Genomic DNA, 17250 nt, shown 5'->3' with positions numbered 1-17250 from the left:
AGTACAATGATCAAGAGAATAATTTTCTGACGGGGGGATGGCGTGAACATAAAACAAATGATCGGCGGACGGCAGTTCTGGTCGCTGCTTGCTGTCCTTGCCATTCTTCTCGGCGTCCTGCTCATTATTGGACATCCGAAGGAAACGCCTGCGCCCTCACCTCCGCCGCCCCCCGAGGACGATGTGAAGGTGACCGTGCTCAACTACCACATGATCAACTCGCGGTTCCTCTCTCTTGCGGTTGAGCCATCGGATTTTGACTGGCAGATGAAGTATCTCGTCGATCATGGCTATCACACGATCAGCCCCGATGAGCTCTACGACTATCTGGCAGGCACGGGGTCTCTGCCCGAGCGTCCTGTGCTCATCACGTTTGACGATGGCTACGTCGATAACTATACCAATGCGTTTCCCATTCTGAAAAAGTATCACCTCAAGGCGACGGTCTTTGTCGTCACGGGTTTCCTGAGCAAGCGCAAGGGCTATCTCACATGGGATCAGGTGCGTGAGATGGAAAAGAGCGGTGTCACGATTGAGTCGCATACGGTGACGCACGCGGCTTTGCCGGAGCTGTCAGATGATCGTATTCGTGCGGAGCTTGTGGAGTCCAAGCGGCAGGCGGAGAGCGAATTGGGACATCCCGTCGAGTTCATCGCCTATCCGACGGGCGCCCACGATCTGCATATCGCAGAGCTTGCGAAGGAGGCAGGATACAAGGCAGGCTTTACGGTCAAGTACAGCAATGTGGACCGCAACAGCAATGTATTCGCCCTTGAGCGCGTGCCGATCTTCCGCACGGGTGCGACAAACGAGGATTTTGTCGACCGCCTGCACTATACCTCAAATCTCACGCAGTACGGCTGGGTGCGAAATTGAATGAGAAATAAATAGCCTATTGCACGAAACAATAAACTTCGTACCATAGGCTATTTTTGTGATTCTTTTGCTGCTTAGGGGGAAGGGGCGCTGCGAAGCGATAGGGAGACGTGCAGCAGTTCATTTTCTCACGCGTTCCTGCACGAATCGGATGAACGCATCCGTTTCCTCCTGATCGCGGAGTTTTGCCATATACATCTGATTGCCCATCTGTGGCCACATGACCTCGGGCAGACGCTCGCACATGACGATGCTGTCCGCGTAGCGGCTGAGGATTTCCTCGTGTGTGTGTACGTAGCGGTGGAAATCACGCCGTCCCGCGTAGGCACAGCAGCAGTGTACGCCGCAGTCGGGGAGGAGGCGGCGGTTTGCCGTAATCATGTCTGCCCAGATTTCATAGACATCGGTGGAGTGTGCGAAATTCGTCATGTCCGTCGTGTAGCCGCCCGCCGGGCGCATATTGACCTCGAGCCCGACGTAGTCGCCGACGGCGCCGAGCCCTGCTTTTGCCTCGGTCAGGCGGAAGAACTCAAAGTGGACGAAGCGGCTGTGTACGCGGAACGCCTTCAGTGCGGCGCGTCCCATCCGCTTTACCGTGTCTGGGACAGAGGGTACCGTATAGTAGGAGAGGTCGAGCTGATAGAGAACGATGTCCATGACGGTCGGCGGCCAGACGGTCATGGACTCGAAGATCGGGTTCGCATCCGCATCGACGATGGCGTCGTAGGAGCAGATATCGCCTGCGACAAATTCCTCGATGACATAGGGGACGTCGGGCTTTGACGCGAAGAAATGCCGCAGCTCGTCATGCGTGTCGATGCGGTAAGCGCCCGTCGCATCTGCACCGATATCCGGCTTGACGATGACGGGGTATCCGACAGTATCGAGAAACTCCTCGGCGGCAGAAAGGGTGGTCACACGAACGAGGCGTGCCGTCGGGATGCCCGCTTTTTGGTAGTATGCCTTCATGGCGGACTTGCTCTTGATGTGCTCCATGTCTGCACTCTGCCAGCCCGTGCGGATGTTGAAGTCCGTGCGCAGACGGGCGTCATTCATGAGCCAGTGCTCATTGTTGGACTCGAGCCAGTCAATGCGTCCGTACTTGAACGTGAAGAAGCCGACGGCGCGCAGCATCTGGTCATAGTCGTCGAGTGCGGGGACAAAGTAGTACTCGGTCAGTGCCTCGCGCATCTCACGCGTGAGCTGGTCGTAGGGCGTGTCGCCGATGCCGAGAACGTTTACCCCTTTTTTCTTTAAGCGGTCACAAAAGTTCCAGTAGACGTGTGGGAACTGCGGAGATACAAAGATAAAATTCATACCGTTACCCTCGTCCAATCACTGAAAAAATTATTATATGATAAGTATAGGCTATCGAATCTTTGACTTTTTGTCAAGTATATATTAGAAAAAGATAAAAAGTTATCATGATAAATGAAGGTCACTATCTGTTCGGCACGCGAAAGAGGAAGAAGAGAACGTGCGCCGTCCATACAACGCCGATGGCGATGCGTGCGTGCAGGTGATCGGTGAGAAGAAAGGAGATCCCCATGAGGGTGGTGACGGGGAGCATGATGCGGAGTTTTTCCATCGGCGTCATGCCGCGCCGCCCTTGGCGCATGAGAAGGAGTGTTGTGCGGTAGATGCGCGTCGTAGGCAGCCAGTTCTCGAGGCGGCGGGAGCTGCGCGCGAAGCAGTACGCAGCGAGCAGTATGAAAGGAACGGTCGGGAGAATGGGGAGAAATGCCCCGAGAATGCCGAGTCCAAAGCTGAGAAATCCGAGAATGGAGAAAAAGATTTTTTTCAGGATCATGGTGTAGTATCCCTATCAATGAAATGAATTCTCATGAGCAAGAGGATATCATGTGCGCGAGAAAAAGACAACGCAATATTTTGTGGTTTCTTCAATTTGTGCTATAATAAAAAATGTTTTTTTAGCGTATATGCTGGGATGCATGCGCTGGCATTGGAGAGGAATGAGACGAACCGCATGATTCGAATGAAAAATGTCTCGAAGGTATATGAGAATGGTGCTGTGGCACTGGACCATGTGAACATTGAGATTGTCAAGGGGGAGTTTGTCTTTGTCGTCGGGGTGAGCGGTGCGGGGAAATCCACGTTCATCAAGATGCTGTTTCGTGAGGAGCTGCCGACGGAGGGGGAGCTCTTCGTCAACGGGCACGATGTCGTGCACATGGATATGACTGACGTACCGTATCTGCGGCGCGGTCTGGGGGTCATCTTTCAGGACTACCGCCTTTTGTCGGATAAGACGGTCTATGAGAATGTGGCCTTCGCCATGCGTGTTATCGAGGCGCCGCGCCAGATGATCCAGCGGCGCGTCAACGCTGTGCTCGACGTGGTCGGACTGCGTGACAAGTATCGCGATTTCCCCTCACAGCTCTCGGGCGGTGAGCAGCAGCGCGTGGCGATTGCCCGCGCTATCGTCAACGATCCTGCAATCCTCATTGCCGATGAGCCAACAGGAAATCTTGACCCGGAGACGAGTTGGGATATTATGGATATTTTCAAGCGCATCAATGCGGCAGGGACGACGATTGTCATGGCAACGCACGATAAGAACATTGTCGATACGATGCAGCGCCGTGTTGTCGCCATTGAGGACGGCAAGATCGTGCGCGATGAGCAGCGCGGGGGGTACGGATATGAAAATTAGGACGGCGGAGTACTATGTGCAGGAGGTTCTGCGCTCCCTGCGCCGCAACAACTGGATGACGTTTGCGGCGGTCGGTACGGTCGCTGTCTCTCTTTTTATCCTAGGCGTATTCCTCATCCTTGCCCTCAATATGAACCGTGCGGCGTCGATGCTCGAGTCGCAGGTGCAGATCAGCGTCTATCTAAAGGACGATCTGAGCGAGGACGCAGAGCAGGATGTCGGTGCCAAGATCAAGGCGCTCCAGGGCATCGAGTCCGTGAAGTACGTCGGACGTGACGAGGCAAAGGAGCGTCTCTCCGAGCGGCTGGGAGAGCAGAAGTATCTGCTCGATGCGCTCGGTGACAAGAACCCGCTGCCGAATGCCTACGAGGTGACTGTGCGTCAGCCGGATATGGTAGAGACGGCGGCAAAGCAGATTGAGCGCATGGGTGGCGTCGAGTCCGCGAAATACGGGCAGGATGTGGTGGAGCATCTCTTTGATATCACGCGTCTGGTGCGTCTCTTCGGCGTTCTCCTGATCCTCCTGCTCGGCGGTGCGACGATCTTTATCATCGCGAATACGATCCGTCTGACGGTCTTTGCGCGGCGGCGCGAAATCGCCATCATGAAGTATGTCGGTGCGACGGATGAGTTCATCCGCTGGCCGTTCGTATTGGAGGGCATTGTGCTTGGCTTCATCGGCGGTGTGATTTCCGCTCTTGTCCTGCGCAGTTTCTACGCAGGCGTCGTCAACAAGGTATACGATACACTGGCGTTCTTCCCGCTCATTCCGCAGTCGCCGTTTATGACGTATGTGGGGATTGTGATCGTCCTGCTCGGCATGGCGATCGGCGCGGCAGGTGCGTGGGTGTCGCTGAAGCGTTTCCTGAAGGTGTAAGCGATGAATGCAGTGACAAAACGTATCCTCTGTGCCTCTCTTGCTGTCTCCGTCCTTACGGCGGGGCAGGGGTGGGCGGCGAGCCTCGAGGAGGAGCGCGACAGCTACGATGCACAGGCAGAGGATCTGGGACGCCAGAGCGATGAGCTGGCGGGAAAGATCAACTCGCTCTCGGAGCAGAAGCGAATTTTGGATGAGGAAGCAAATGCGGCAATCGCGACGCATAAAGAACGTCGTGCGGAGCTGAACAAGACGCTTGAACGCCTTGAGGAGAACGAGGAGAAACTCGCTGTCACAGAACGCGAGTATGACCGCAAGAGTGCGGCACTTGGGAAGCGTGTCCGCGATATCTACATCAACGGGCAGATTTCCTATATCGATGTGCTGTTCGGGGCAAAGGACTTCTCCGATTTCCTCACGCGCATGGATCTTCTGAAGCGTGTCATCAAGCAGGATTATGATCTCGTTCATGCCGTGCTTGCCGACCGCGATGCGATGCGTGCGCTCAAGGAGGAGCTGGAGAAGGATCGGGCGGCACAGGAGCCGCTCGAGAAGGAGGCGCGCGAGGCGCGCCTCGCGATGGAGGATAAGGTCGAGAAACAGCGTGCAATCATCGAGCAGATGAAGTACGATAAGGCGACCATCGAGCGCAAGCAGGACGAGGCACGCGCGGCGTCAGAGCGTATCACGCGGATGCTGCAGCGCAGCGGTCTGCGCAACCTCCCCGTGCAGGGCTCGGGCGCGATGATCTGGCCGCTGGGCGGACCGATCACGTCGGATTTTGGCTGGCGGGTTCATCCGATCACGGGCGCACAGCGCTTCCACAGCGGCATCGACATCGGCGGTGATTACGGCGATGCAATCTGTGCGGCACAGGCGGGAACAGTGGAGTATGCGGGCTGGATCTCGGGCTATGGCAACGCCGTCATCATCAATCACGGCGGCGGCATATCAACGCTGTATGGACACTGTCAGTCACTGAATGTCAGTGTGGGTGAAAGCGTTTCGCAGGGCGACGTGATCGCCTACTGCGGATCTACGGGCAACTCGACGGGTCCGCACTGCCACTTTGAGGTACGTGAAAACGGTGAGCCGGTCAATCCGCTGTCGTATTTGTAAGCAGGCGTAACGCCGCTCATCAATGAATTGAAGAGGATATGAGAAAAAAAAAGTTTGTTCTGACCGCCATGATCTCGGTTCTGTGCGGCAGTATGTTGACGGTGCTTGCGGCGGGGGGATTCCTGCGCTCGATGGGCATCTACGGCGATGATGTTATCCGTCTGTTCGGCGTGATGAAGTTCATCCAGTCGCGTTACGTGGACGCGCCCGACACCAGTACACTCGTGGATGGTGCCATCGACGGGATGGTTGCCTCTCTCGGCGATCCGCATTCGGTCTATATGCCGCCCGAGATGTTCCGGACGCTGCGTCAGCAGACGGAGGGCTCGTTTGGCGGGATCGGCGTGACGATGGGCTTTAAGGATGGGACGGTAAAGATCATCTCCGTGCTTGACGGAACGCCCGGTGAGGCCGCGGGACTGCGCGCGGGCGATGAGATCCTCGCTGTGGACGGTGTGCCGACGAGCGAGCTGCCGAGCGAGGAGGTCGCGCTCCGTATCCGCGGTGAGGTTGGGACGCAGGTGACACTGCGCATCCTGCATGACGGCGCAGAGCAGGATGTGACGATCACGCGCAATGTGATACAGGTACACTCCGTGCGCGGTGTGATGCTCGACGGGACGACGATTGGCTACATCCGCATCGCTTCATTTGCAGAGCACACGGGCGATGAGTTCGCCGCAGAGATGGCGCGTCTCGGTGAGGCGGGCATGACCTCGCTCATCATCGATCTGCGTGAGAATCCGGGCGGATTGATTACGAGCTGTGTTGCCGTCGCCGAGCAGATTGTACCGGCAGGGCCGATTGTCTCCGTCATCAACCGTGACGGAGATACGGAGGTTTACCGCTCGCATCTCGAAGCACGCAAGTATCCGATTGTTGTGCTCATCGATGAGAACAGTGCGAGCGCATCGGAGATTCTGGCGGGGGCATTGCAGGATACGGGCGCGGCGACCATCATCGGCACGACTTCCTATGGGAAAGGGTCAGTGCAGGCAGTGATGCCGCTCTTCCACGATGATGGGCTGAAACTGACGATTGCCAAGTACATTACGCCGAATGGGCGCTCCATCGACGGCACGGGCATTACGCCGGATATTGTCGTCGAGCGTTCGCCGCAGGACACGACGGATGTCCAGTTCGAGGCGGCAAAGAAATATCTGGAGGAGCATCCGAGTTTTTAATGAAGCACAAATAAATTCATCGTTATCATCTTGACGTATTTTTGCCCGCACTTCGGCGAAAAAGCTACGTCAATTCGATAGAGTTCATTTTATCTGTGATTCCTTAAGAAAAAACTAACCGTATGCTAAGCAGAATATAGCGCCCTTGCTGTAGCATGGGCGCATTCTTATCAGGATGAAAAGGGATTCTATACGTTGAGGTGGTTATGATGAAGAACAGGCGGCAGCACACTCTTGCCGCGCTTCTCGTGGGCGCAGTGCTGACATTTCCGCTGTCTGCAGATGCGATGCGGCTCAGCCTCGAAGATGCGATCGACACGGCACTTTCGGCGAATACAGGGCTGCGCATCACGCGTGAGGGAGAGCGCTCTGCCGATGCCGCCCTGCGTCAGGCGCGCGGGAAGAACAGCATTTCGGTTGGAGCGAGTGATAGTCTGCGCACGTCGAAGGCGAGCGATGCGAGTGAGCAGGTGAGCAACGGGATCAGCCTCTCGGCGAGTCTGCCGCTTTACAGCGGCGGAGCGAATGAGGCGCGGATTCGTGCGGGGGAGATCGGTGCACATGCGGCGCGCCTGACAACGGAGCGTGCGCGTGAGGAGCTGAAATACGAGGTGATTGCCGCCTACTGGAACGCGGCAGAGGCAGCGAAGAAGATCGACGTCCAACGCGACAGCGTGGACAAGTACGATGCTCATCTGCGGAATGTCAGCGCACTCTACGAGGCAGGAGCACAGGCCAAAATCGACGTGATCCGTTCCTCGGTGGAGCTGTCGAATGCACGGCAGGAGCTCATCCGTGCCGAGAGCAGCTACGAGGTGAACCTCGCGACCCTACGCAATCTGCTCAACATTGACCGATCCGAGCCACTGCAGTTGACGACAGAGGTCACCTACGAGCCATTTGGCACGGCACTGACGGACTGCATTTCCTACGCACAGCGCACGCGGCTGGATCTCGCGGCACAGCGTGAGACGCTGCAGCAGCGCGAGCTGGCGGTTGACATCGCGCGCGCGGGGAAGAAACCGACGGTGAATCTGACCCTCGGCACGGGATTGACGAGCCAGTTTCGTCCGCACAGCGATACGTCCTCTGATGTGTCTGCCTCGGTCGGTGTGAACTGGAACATCTTCGACAGTGGCGTGACGCGCGGTGCCATCGACGCGGCGGAGGCGGAGCGTGACATCGCCCTCTTGAATGTCAAGAAAACAGAGGAGAGCATCGATCTGAATCTGCGGCAGGCGTATCTCAATATGCGAGAGGCGGAGCAGCGCTTTACCTCGACGGGGGATGCCGTGCGTCAGGCAGAGGAGGATTACCGTATCGCCTCGGAACGCTATCGTGCGGGCGAGGGCATACTCCTTGATATTCTCGATGCGCAGACTGCGCTCACGACAGCGCGGCAAAATGCCCTCAGTGCACGATACGACTATGCACGCTATCGTGCACAGGTGGAGAGCCTGATGGGGAAGGAGCTCACAGCAGAGGAGCACAAAGCGGCAGAGGGACTGCCTGCTGTGACGGATGAGGAGCGTACGGCGGCACAGGCGGCTTACGCTGAGGGGACGGATACGGCAGCGAGGGGAGCACAGCCATGAGGAAACGAACGATCATCGGCATCGGTGCTTTGACAATGGCGTTGATTGCCGGCGGCAGTTACTGGTATTACACGCAGAGTGCAGCACAGGAAGCGGCGAAGGCGGTCTCGACCGTCGATGCCGCACGCATGAATATCAAGTCCACCGTCGAGGCGACAGGAACGATCCGCCCCGTGGACTCCGTTGAGGTCAGCTCGAAAATCACGGCGCGCATCAGCTCTGTGCTTGTCAAGGAGAACGATACCGTGACGGCGGGGCAGATCGTCGCCACCCTCGACGGCAAAGACTATGAGGCAAAGCGCGATCAGGCACAGTACCGCGTAACGAATACGCGTGCGAAGTACAACCGTATGAGCTATCTGGAGAGCATTGGCGCAAAGTCGAAATCCGATCTCGAGGATGCAGAGTACAACTATGATACGGCGCAGTCCACGCTCGAGGAGGCGAACTCCGACGCGAATGAGACGATCATCACCGCGCCGATCTCGGGCGTGGTCGTCGGCGAGCCGAAGAACGCAGGGACGATGGCAGTGCAGGGGTCGGATAATCCGACGGTCATCATGCGCATCGCAGACCTCTCAAAGAAGCAGATCAAGGCGAAGGTGGATGAGACGGACATCGGAAGCATCCGCATCGGACAGTCTGCGACATTCAGTGTGGACGCCTTTACGGATAAGACCTTTACGGCACGCGTCTCCAAAATCTCTCAGACGGATGTGACGAACAGCTGGGATACCAGCTCGTCAAGTTCTTCCTCCGCCACGTCGAGTGCGAGCGTCATCTACTACTATGTCACACTGGATGTGGATGATCCAGACAACCTCCTTCTCCCTGCCATGACGGCGCGCGTCGTCATCGACACGGCAGATAAGGATAACGCTCTCGTCGTGCCGCTCTCTGTGCTCAAGACAGATGCGGCAGGGCCGTATGTATTCGTGCTGAACGACGATGGGACACAGGAACAGCGGTATGTCGAAACGGGGATCTACAGCGACGAGTATGTCGAGATCCTGTCGGGGCTGAGCGAGGGCGAGCACGTCGTCAACAGCTATACGGCGAAGAAATCGACGAGCAGTACGAAGGATCATGGCGGACCGCCGCCGATGTGATCGGAGGTCATGATGCAGAGCAAAGAGACGAGCACCATTCGCCTGCGCGGCATCCGCAAGGTCTACCGTATCGGCGGTGAGATGCTGGCCGCACTGGACGGCATCGACCTCGATATCCGGCGCGGGGAGTTCGCTGCGCTTATGGGACCTTCCGGCTCGGGCAAATCCACGCTCATGAACATCCTCGGCTGCCTTGACCGTCCCTCGGAGGGATCGTATCGGCTCGATGGCGATGAGGTAGCGGGCCTCGACGACGATGCACTTGCCATGACACGCAACAAGAAGATTGGGTTCGTCTTTCAGAACTTCAACCTGCTGCCGCGCATCTCGGCACTCGACAATGTCGCTCTGCCGCTCGTCTATGCGGGCTGGGGACGGCACGAGCGGACGGAGCGCGCACAGGAGATGCTCGCCGCCGTGGGGCTTGGCGATCGCGGACAGCATCTGCCGAACGAGCTCTCGGGCGGACAGCGGCAGCGCGTCGCCATAGCCCGTGCTCTCGTCAACGATCCGCATATCATCATGGCGGATGAGCCGACGGGCAACCTCGACACGAAGTCCACGACGGAGATCATGGATATCTTTGAGCGAATGCACGAAAAGGGACATACGATCATCCTCGTCACCCATGAACCGGAGATCGCCCTGCGCGCGAGCCGGCAGCTTCTCGTACGTGATGGGAAGATCACGCGTGATGAGGGGAAGGGGGTCGTGATGGATGTTGTTTAAGGAATGCTTCGGCATGGCGGTGAACGCACTGCTCGCCAACAAGCTGCGCTCCCTCCTCACGATGCTCGGTATCATCATCGGCGTGGGTGCGGTCATCGCCATGGTCTCTATCGGCATGGGCGTGCGTACGAGCGTCTCGGACTCCTTCGCGAGTCTCGGGTCGAATATGCTCATCGTCATGCCGGGCTCATCCAACCATGGCGGTGTACGCGGGGCAGCAGGCTCGCGTAAATCGCTGAAATATGATGATGCAAAGGCAATTGCTGCGAAGATCAAGGGGATTGACTACGTTTCACCTACGGTCTCCACGTCGTATCAGGTCGTGAACGGCAACCTCAACTGGAATACGCAGGTGGAGGGAGTCACCCCGGAACTGATGCAGATCCGTTCCCTGAAGGTGGAGAACGGGACATTCATTACGACGAGTGATATGCAGAAACGCAGCCGCGTTGCCGTGATCGGCCCGACGGTTGCGTCCAATCTCTTTGGCACGGAGAATCCTGTCGGAAAGAATATCCGCATCAACAACCAGCCGTTCAAGGTCATCGGCATTACGGCGAGCAAGGGGCAGTCCATCGGACAGGATCAGGACGATGTGATCTACATTCCATTGACGACGGCGCAGGAGCGTATGCTCGCCATCACGCACGTGCACTCCATCAACATACAGGTCTCCTCGCCTGATAAAATGGATGAGGTACAGGCGGAAATTGAGACACTCCTGCGTCAGCGGCATCACATCCGCACGGGTGCGGAGGATGACTTCAACGTCCGCAACATGACCAGCCTCATGGAGAGCTTTACCGAAAATACGAATATGCTGACGCTCCTCCTCGGCTCGATCGCGGGCATCTCGCTCCTCGTCGGCGGCATCGGCATCATGAACATCATGATGGTCTCCGTCACGGAGCGCACACGCGAGATCGGCATCCGCAAGGCACTTGGCGCTACCTCGTCAAACGTCCTCATGCAGTTCATGATTGAGTCCATGGTCATCGGAATCGTCGGCGGCGTAATCGGCATTACGCTCGGCATTTCTCTCTCGAAGCTCATTGGCAGCTTTGGTGAACTCAAGACCTCCATTGAGATACTGCCGATCCTCGTCTCCTTTTCCTTTGCCGTCGGGATCGGCCTCTTCTTCGGCATCTATCCCGCCCGCAAAGCTGCGCGTCTCGATCCGATCGACGCCCTGCGGTATGAGTGAATCCATACAATACAAAAGCGACTGCTGTACGAAGGGGAACTACGTACAGCAGTCGCTTTTCTACGAAAATTACTTATTGATAATCAGCGCCATAAAGACGAGATCCTCGGTTTCGGAGGCGTTGGCGATGGCGTGTATCTCGCCGTCGCCGCAGAACGTCGTCGTGCCGGGACCAATCTCGATCTCATTGCCATTGTCGTTATAGCGGGCACGTCCCGAGAGGATGTGATACGTCTCCGTATTGCCCTCGTGCTTGTGTGCGCCCATCGACGCATGGGGCGGGATCGTCACACGCGCGAACATGGCGCACTTTCCGTCCAGTTCCTTTGGCGTGAGGAGCTTCTGAATGTGGATCGTACCGTTGCCGCCAAAGCGCTTCTCGGCATCAATGTGCTCTGATTCGATGATTGCCATGAGTGAATCTCTCCTTTGTCATTACACATAAAATTTGATACAATGAACGATAAAGCACGCAGAAGAACGTGCTATATTCTAAATATTCGCGGTGGAGGCGTGTTTTCCTTTTTATGATTTACATTTTAAAATTTGGGGCAGCATGGATTCTGCCGCCGGGGATTTTTGTTCTTGCTATGCTAGGGCTTGCTGTCTATCTATGGAAGAGACAGCATCAATCTCGTGCAGCTGTGCTGCTCTGTGCTCTGGCCGCCATGCTCTATCTCCTCTCCATCGGAGCCGTATCGGATCGCCTGATGGGGGAGCTCGAGCGGACGTATCCCGTGCCCGAGGCGCCGCAGGGCGATGTCATCATCATGCTTGGCGGCGGGGCAATCGCGGATGTGCAGGATGTGGACGGCACGGGGATGCTAGCACAGAGCCCGTCCTCGCGCCTTCTCGCGGTGTATCGCCTTCACCTGCGCACACATCTGCCGATCCTGCTCTCGGGCGGGCAGGTGTTCAGTGATACGGGCTCTGAGGCGGAGATCGCGCGGCGCGTCCTGCGCTCACTCGGCGTGCCGGACGATATGATCTATGTGGAGACACGCAGCCTTACGACGGGGCAGAACGCACGCTATACGGCGGAGATCCTGCGGCGTGAGGGCTTTGTGCATCCGATTCTCGTGACCTCGGCGTTCCACCTGCCGCGTGCCGTGCTCAACTTTGAAAAACAGGGCATCACGGTGACCCCGTACCCCACGGACTTCTGGGTGAGCGGTGATCCGCAGCTCTATCTCATCAAGTTTGCGCCAAACGCAGGGGTGCTCTATACGAATACTGTGTACTTTCAAGAGAAACTGCGTACCATTGTGACGAGGTATCTCGAATGATGAAGAATATGACAGCGGGTGACCCCGCACGGCTGATCTTTTTCTTTGCGCTGCCTCTGATTGCAGGAAATATGATGCAGCAGCTCTATTCCTTTGTCGATACTCTCATCGTCGGGCGATTCCTTGGGGTGAATGCACTTGCCGCCGTTGGCTGTACGGGCAGTCTCATGTTCCTCGCGCTCGGCTTCATTATGGGATTCTGCACGGGGATCACCATCTATACGGGACAGCGGTTCGGCGCGGACGATGCGGCGGGCGTGTGCCGCAGTGCGGCGACGTGTATCCTGCTCGGCATATTGACAGCGCTTCTCCTGACCGCATTCGTCTTTCCGCTGACGCGGCCACTGCTCATCCTTATGGAGACTCCGCCTGAGATTTTAGACGGAGCGGTGGACTTTCTCTCCATCATCTTTGCGGGGCTGATGATATTTCTTCTGCTCTATTTGCAGAACTGCCTTATCCGTGCCCTCGGGGACAGTACGACACCGACAGTTATTCTGGGCATCACCCTTGCCATCAATGTCGTCCTCGAGCCGATTGCCATACTGGTGCTGGATTTGGGCATCCCAGGCGCGGCGGGTGCGACGGTTGCCGCACAGGCGATCGGCATGATCGTCTTTTTCCTCTACATACGGCGGCGCATCCCTGCACTCTGCCCCGCCTGGCAGGATTGGAAGCCCAATGTCTCGCTCCTCGCTGCGCATCTGCGGCTGGGGCTTCCGATGGGGCTGCAGTCCTCCGTGATTGCTCTCGGAGCGATCATCCTCCAAGTTGCCCTCAACAACCTCGGTGCACTGCCCGTGGCGGCATACGCGGCAACGCAGAAGATCGACGCCGTTGCCGTCATGCCCATGCTCTCCTTCGGCTATGCCATGGCGGCGTATACGGCACAGAACTACGGCGCACAGCAGTATGCGCGCATCCGTGCGGGTGTGCACGCCTGTCTCAAGATGTCTGCCGCCTTTGCCGTCGCCATCGGTATTCTGCTTATCGTCTTTGGGACGCATCTGCTCGCACTCTTTGTCGGCGCAGATGCACAGGGGGCAGAGGAGGTCATTGCCTATGGGCAGACCTTCCTCACTGTCAACGGTTCGACGTACATTATTCTCGCCGTCCTGCTCGTCTACCGCAACGTCCTGCAGGGGCTTGGGCAGAGCGTTGTCCCGACGATCGCGGGGGCGATGGAGCTTGTCATGCGTGCCGGTGCGGCGATCTTCCTCTGCGCCCATCTCGGCTTTCTCGGCGCGTGTCTCGCCAATCCCCTCGCATGGATCGGTGCCGGTATTCCCGTCGCGATCGCGTACTTCTGGACGGAGAAGACGCTGCGAAGCACATAAGAGCAAAAGAATGGGACAGGTGCAGGAGTTCTTTCTGCATCTGTCCCATTCTTTTGCTCTTCATTTTTATAGTACTTCGCTCAGAATCCACGGGATGAGCGGTGTGCGGCAGGGGGGAGCAATGCGGTCTGCCGCCTCCTTTGCCACGTCGGCTGCATCCTCGGGAGCGATGCCGATGTCTGCCATGCGCAGCAGTTCGACGTCGTTCTCGTAGTCGCCGCAGGCGATAATGCGGCGTCCCGCATACGGCGGCATCGTCCGCAGCACCTCTGCCATCGCACCCTTACTCGTACCGGGCGGGACAAATTCGAGGTAGTTCGCCTCCGAGTAGAACGATGTAGAGCATTTGTCAATGCCGAGCTCTGCGGCGAGCCGCTCGACGAATTTGAGATTGATCGGTGCGTCGCAGATGAAGAACTTCAGCCATGCCTCGTCTTCCACAGCGCGAAGCTCCGTATGGTTGACGTTGTAGAACTCATCCGTGAGGCGCGGATCGTCGTTTTCCTCGGGGCTGATGATGTGGCAGTGTCCCTCCGTGTAGACTTCGACACAGGCACGCGGAAACTGGTAGAGGATGCGCGCGGCGAACGTGCGCCAGAGGTCGCCGTCCAAGGTGCGTACCTCGAGTACATGATTTTCCGTCAGATCTTTCAGCATTGCACCATTGAAAAAGATGCTCGGGGCGTTGACCATAATGCCGTCCAGATAGGGGAGTGCTGCCTCGGGCGTGCGTCCCGTTGCAGCGGCAAAGGCTCCGCCCGCCGCTGTAAACGTGCTGAGTGCCGCAAGATTCTCGTCGGCGATTGCCTCGTGACGCGGAATCAGTGTCCCATCGAGGTCGCTGATGAGGAGGATGTCGTCATATCGTTTTTCACTCATATTGCACCGATGTCTTTTAGATAGTTTCTCATCATCGCACGCCCATCAGGCGTAAGAATGGATTCGGGATGAAACTGGATGCCCTCGATGGGGAGCGTCTTGTGGCGTACGCCCATGATGGTGCCGTTATCCAGCTGACTCGTCACCTCCAGCACATCGGGCAGGCTTTCACGCTCGATAATGAGAGAGTGGTAGCGGGCGACTTGCGTATGTTCAGGAATACCTTGATAGAGCCCTGTGCCGCAGTGGCAGATGGGGGATGCCTTGCCGTGGACGATTTCTCCCGCACGGACGACGCGTCCGCCGAAGACCTCGCCGATGGCCTGATGCCCAAGGCAGATGCCGAGAATCGGGATCTCGCCGCCGAGCTGACGAATGACCTCCTCGGAGATGCCCGCGTCCTGCGGAATACCCGGACCAGGCGATATGATGACGCCGCGGTAGCCGTTCGCGCGAATCTCATCGATGGAAATTTTGTCGCTGCGGACGACCTCGACCTGCGCGCCGATGTCGCTGAACAGCTGATCGATGTTATAGGTAAAGGAGTCGTAGTTATCAAGCAAAAGCAGCATTGTTCTCGACCTCCTCTACCACCTCGAAGAGAGCCTTTGCCTTCTGCAGGATCTCGAGGTATTCCTTTTCGGGCACGGAATCCTTGACAATGCCCGCTCCCGCCTGGATGATTGCCGTGTCGTCGCTTTCGATGCACATGGTGCGCAGGGTGATGCACATATCCATGTTGCCCCGAAAGTCCATGTAGCCGACGGTTCCCGCGTAAAAGCCGCGTTCCTGCGGCTCGAGCTCGTGGATGATCTCCATGGCGCGCAGCTTCGGCGCACCACTGACTGTTCCTGCGGGAAAGGTGGCACGCAGGACGTCCATGGGTGCGTAATGCGGGGCGATTTCACCGACGACACTGCTTACCATGTGGGAGACGTGGGAGAACCGTTCGACCGCCATCAGCTTTGGCACACGCACCGTGCCCGGGACGCTGATGCGGCCGAGGTCGTTGCGTGCGAGGTCGACGAGCATGGCGTGCTCGGCACATTCCTTCTCGTCTGCACGCAGATCAGCTGCGAGACGCGCATCCTCCTCGTCGCTTGCACCGCGTTTTCGCGTTCCTGCGATGGGGTAGGTATAGACAGTGCTGCCCGCCACCTTGATCAGCATCTCAGGGGATGCTCCGACGAGTTTAACTGCGCCGAAGTTGTAGTAGAACATATAGGGGGAAGGGTTGACCTGCCGCAGACGCCGATAGAAGAGGAACGGCGGGCGCGTAATCTTGGCGCAGAAGCGGAAGGAGGGCACTGCCTGAAAGATGTCGCCGGCATAGATATGCTCCTTGACCGTTTTGACTGTCTCCAGAAATTCCGTCGGCGCCGTTCCGTACTGTGCCATAAAGTCAATGGGCGCTGACCGTTTGCTCGGCGGTGCTGCAGGCAGGGTACAGGGGGCGGCAAGGCGGCTGCGCATGGCAGAGAGGCGGTCGGCAATCACGTCATACAGATCGCCCGCATCATCCCCCTCCTTGATGTCGGCAAGGTAGTGCAGACGTGCACTGTTGCGCAGAGCATCGTAGACGACGAGATAGCGGCACATCATAAACTGCCCGAGCAGATGCTCACCGCCGAGATGAACGCCGCGTACGCGGTCGAACGTCGCAGCCGCCTCATAGGAGAAGTAGCCTGCCAGTCCGCCGTGGACGAGCGGCAGCTGTTCCTTGTCCTCCGCAGGGGTAAAGTGCGCCGCGTATTTCTTCATCGTATCATGCGGTGCACCCAAGATGCTCTTCATCAGGCCGTTTTCGTTGATGAGCAGCTTGTCAGCAAAGACCTGCACGCGCACGAATGGCTCGCCGCCGATGAAGGAGTAGCGCCCGAACTGCTGCTGTGTCGTATCGACGGACTCCATGATATAGCCTTTTTTTTCGCCGACCAGCTTATAGTAGATGGAGACGGGCGTGTCGAGATCCATTGTCAGCTCCGTAGAGACGGTGACGAGATTTGCTGTTTTTGCTGCTCTGATAAAATCCTCTTTGGTGTGGCTCAGCTTCATTGATTGATCTCCGTGACGACCTCGCGCTCCTTACGTCCGAGAATCCAGCCGAGCACCTTCAGCTCCGCGTAGAGCATCTGCTGCTGCTCGCGGTTGTTCTCGCGGCTGTGTTTCAGCTGCTTGTACTGCTTGCGGCCGAGATTATAGCGTGCGAGGATCTCCGCCTCACTGCGCATTTTGTGGCGTCCGCCTGCATGCATCCGCACCAGTTCCTCCACATCAGCATCGGTGTAGGTGGGGGGGGCGGGGGGCTTTGCCATCTGACGGACGAGGTCAGTGATCTCGTGATCGTTCATGCTCATGGCACTCTTCCTTTCTTTCCTCTT

General features: G+C 57.4%; 18 protein-coding genes. 11 read left to right on the top strand and 7 right to left on the bottom strand.

Annotation, left to right across the window (positions count from 1 at the left end):
• The first annotated feature begins 42 nt into the window (after positions 1-42).
• Positions 43-876, top strand: coding sequence for a polysaccharide deacetylase family protein (locus tag C1713_RS08990; protein ID WP_102493700.1), 834 nt, complete (start codon positions 43-45; stop codon positions 874-876).
• 120 nt (positions 877-996) lie between these two features.
• Here C1713_RS08990 and C1713_RS08985 read toward each other — a convergent pair whose 3' ends face one another.
• On the bottom strand, positions 997-2193 hold the full coding sequence (locus tag C1713_RS08985; RefSeq protein ID WP_050343481.1) for an ATP-grasp domain-containing protein: 1197 nt from the start codon (positions 2191-2193) through the stop codon (positions 997-999).
• A gap of 124 nt (positions 2194-2317) precedes the next feature.
• A complete protein-coding gene (locus C1713_RS08980) occupies positions 2318-2686 on the bottom strand; it encodes a YbaN family protein (RefSeq protein WP_009442652.1) in 369 nt (122 codons plus the stop codon).
• Positions 2687-2863: 177 nt separating this feature from the next.
• Here C1713_RS08980 and ftsE point away from each other — a divergent pair, with 177 nt between their 5' ends.
• From ftsE to C1713_RS08940, 8 genes are all read left to right on the top strand, one after another.
• The gene (gene ftsE, locus C1713_RS08975; protein ID WP_039980925.1) at positions 2864-3550 is read left to right on the top strand and encodes a cell division ATP-binding protein FtsE; all 687 of its coding nucleotides are present in this window, start codon (positions 2864-2866) and stop codon (positions 3548-3550) included.
• Positions 3540-4427 carry a permease-like cell division protein FtsX gene (ftsX, locus tag C1713_RS08970; RefSeq protein WP_009442650.1) on the top strand — a complete coding sequence of 296 codons (888 nt, stop codon included), beginning with the start codon at positions 3540-3542 and terminating at the stop codon, positions 4425-4427. Before ftsE ends, ftsX begins: the two co-directional genes overlap by 11 nt.
• A gap of 3 nt (positions 4428-4430) precedes the next feature.
• Entirely contained in the window at positions 4431-5546 is a 1116-nt protein-coding gene (locus C1713_RS08965) for a murein hydrolase activator EnvC family protein (RefSeq protein WP_102493699.1), read from the top strand.
• A gap of 38 nt (positions 5547-5584) precedes the next feature.
• Positions 5585-6730, top strand: a complete 1146-nt coding sequence (locus C1713_RS08960; RefSeq protein WP_102493698.1) for a S41 family peptidase — start codon at positions 5585-5587, stop codon at positions 6728-6730.
• A gap of 206 nt (positions 6731-6936) precedes the next feature.
• A complete protein-coding gene (locus C1713_RS08955) occupies positions 6937-8325 on the top strand; it encodes a TolC family protein (protein WP_102493697.1) in 1389 nt (462 codons plus the stop codon).
• Positions 8322-9434 (top strand): efflux RND transporter periplasmic adaptor subunit, encoded by a 1113-nt coding sequence (locus C1713_RS08950; protein WP_102493696.1) that lies wholly within the window; start codon positions 8322-8324, stop codon positions 9432-9434. The genes C1713_RS08955 and C1713_RS08950 overlap by 4 nt, the downstream gene beginning before the upstream one ends.
• 12 nt (positions 9435-9446) lie before the next feature.
• Entirely contained in the window at positions 9447-10163 is a 717-nt protein-coding gene (locus C1713_RS08945) for an ABC transporter ATP-binding protein (protein ID WP_040572634.1), read from the top strand.
• The gene (locus tag C1713_RS08940) at positions 10153-11367 is read left to right on the top strand and encodes an ABC transporter permease (RefSeq protein WP_102493695.1); all 1215 of its coding nucleotides are present in this window, start codon (positions 10153-10155) and stop codon (positions 11365-11367) included. Before C1713_RS08945 ends, C1713_RS08940 begins: the two co-directional genes overlap by 11 nt.
• Positions 11368-11436: 69 nt before the next feature.
• Here C1713_RS08940 and C1713_RS08935 read toward each other — a convergent pair whose 3' ends face one another.
• Positions 11437-11781 (bottom strand): cupin domain-containing protein, encoded by a 345-nt coding sequence (locus C1713_RS08935; RefSeq protein ID WP_102493694.1) that lies wholly within the window; start codon positions 11779-11781, stop codon positions 11437-11439.
• Between the two features lie 113 nt (positions 11782-11894).
• On the opposite strand from C1713_RS08935, the gene C1713_RS08930 reads away from it, so the two are divergent.
• Complete coding sequence (locus C1713_RS08930; RefSeq protein ID WP_009442642.1) at positions 11895-12653, top strand: YdcF family protein; 759 nt, start codon at positions 11895-11897, stop codon at positions 12651-12653.
• A complete protein-coding gene (locus C1713_RS08925; protein WP_102493693.1) occupies positions 12650-13990 on the top strand; it encodes an MATE family efflux transporter in 1341 nt (446 codons plus the stop codon). Before C1713_RS08930 ends, C1713_RS08925 begins: the two co-directional genes overlap by 4 nt.
• Before the next feature lie 66 nt (positions 13991-14056).
• On the opposite strand, the gene C1713_RS08920 is transcribed toward C1713_RS08925, so the two are convergent.
• The 4 genes from C1713_RS08920 to C1713_RS08905 are packed head-to-tail and all read right to left on the bottom strand — an operon-like array spanning position 14057 to position 17226.
• Complete coding sequence (locus C1713_RS08920) at positions 14057-14869, bottom strand: HAD-IIB family hydrolase (RefSeq protein WP_102493692.1); 813 nt, start codon at positions 14867-14869, stop codon at positions 14057-14059.
• Positions 14866-15441, bottom strand: coding sequence for an anthranilate synthase component II (locus C1713_RS08915; RefSeq protein WP_102493691.1), 576 nt, complete (start codon positions 15439-15441; stop codon positions 14866-14868). The genes C1713_RS08920 and C1713_RS08915 overlap by 4 nt, the downstream gene beginning before the upstream one ends.
• The gene (locus C1713_RS08910) at positions 15425-16924 is read right to left on the bottom strand and encodes an anthranilate synthase component I family protein (protein ID WP_102493690.1); all 1500 of its coding nucleotides are present in this window, start codon (positions 16922-16924) and stop codon (positions 15425-15427) included. The genes C1713_RS08915 and C1713_RS08910 overlap by 17 nt, the downstream gene beginning before the upstream one ends.
• Positions 16921-17226 carry a hypothetical protein gene (locus tag C1713_RS08905; protein ID WP_061943728.1) on the bottom strand — a complete coding sequence of 102 codons (306 nt, stop codon included), beginning with the start codon at positions 17224-17226 and terminating at the stop codon, positions 16921-16923. Before C1713_RS08905 ends, C1713_RS08910 begins: the two co-directional genes overlap by 4 nt.
• Between the last annotated feature and the right edge of the window lie 24 nt (positions 17227-17250).

The sequence above is a fragment of the Centipeda felix genome (assembly GCF_900186465.1).
GTDB classification, from domain to species: Bacteria; Bacillota; Negativicutes; order Selenomonadales; family Selenomonadaceae; genus Centipeda; species Centipeda felix.
This window is presented reverse-complemented; position numbering and strand designations above follow the sequence as displayed.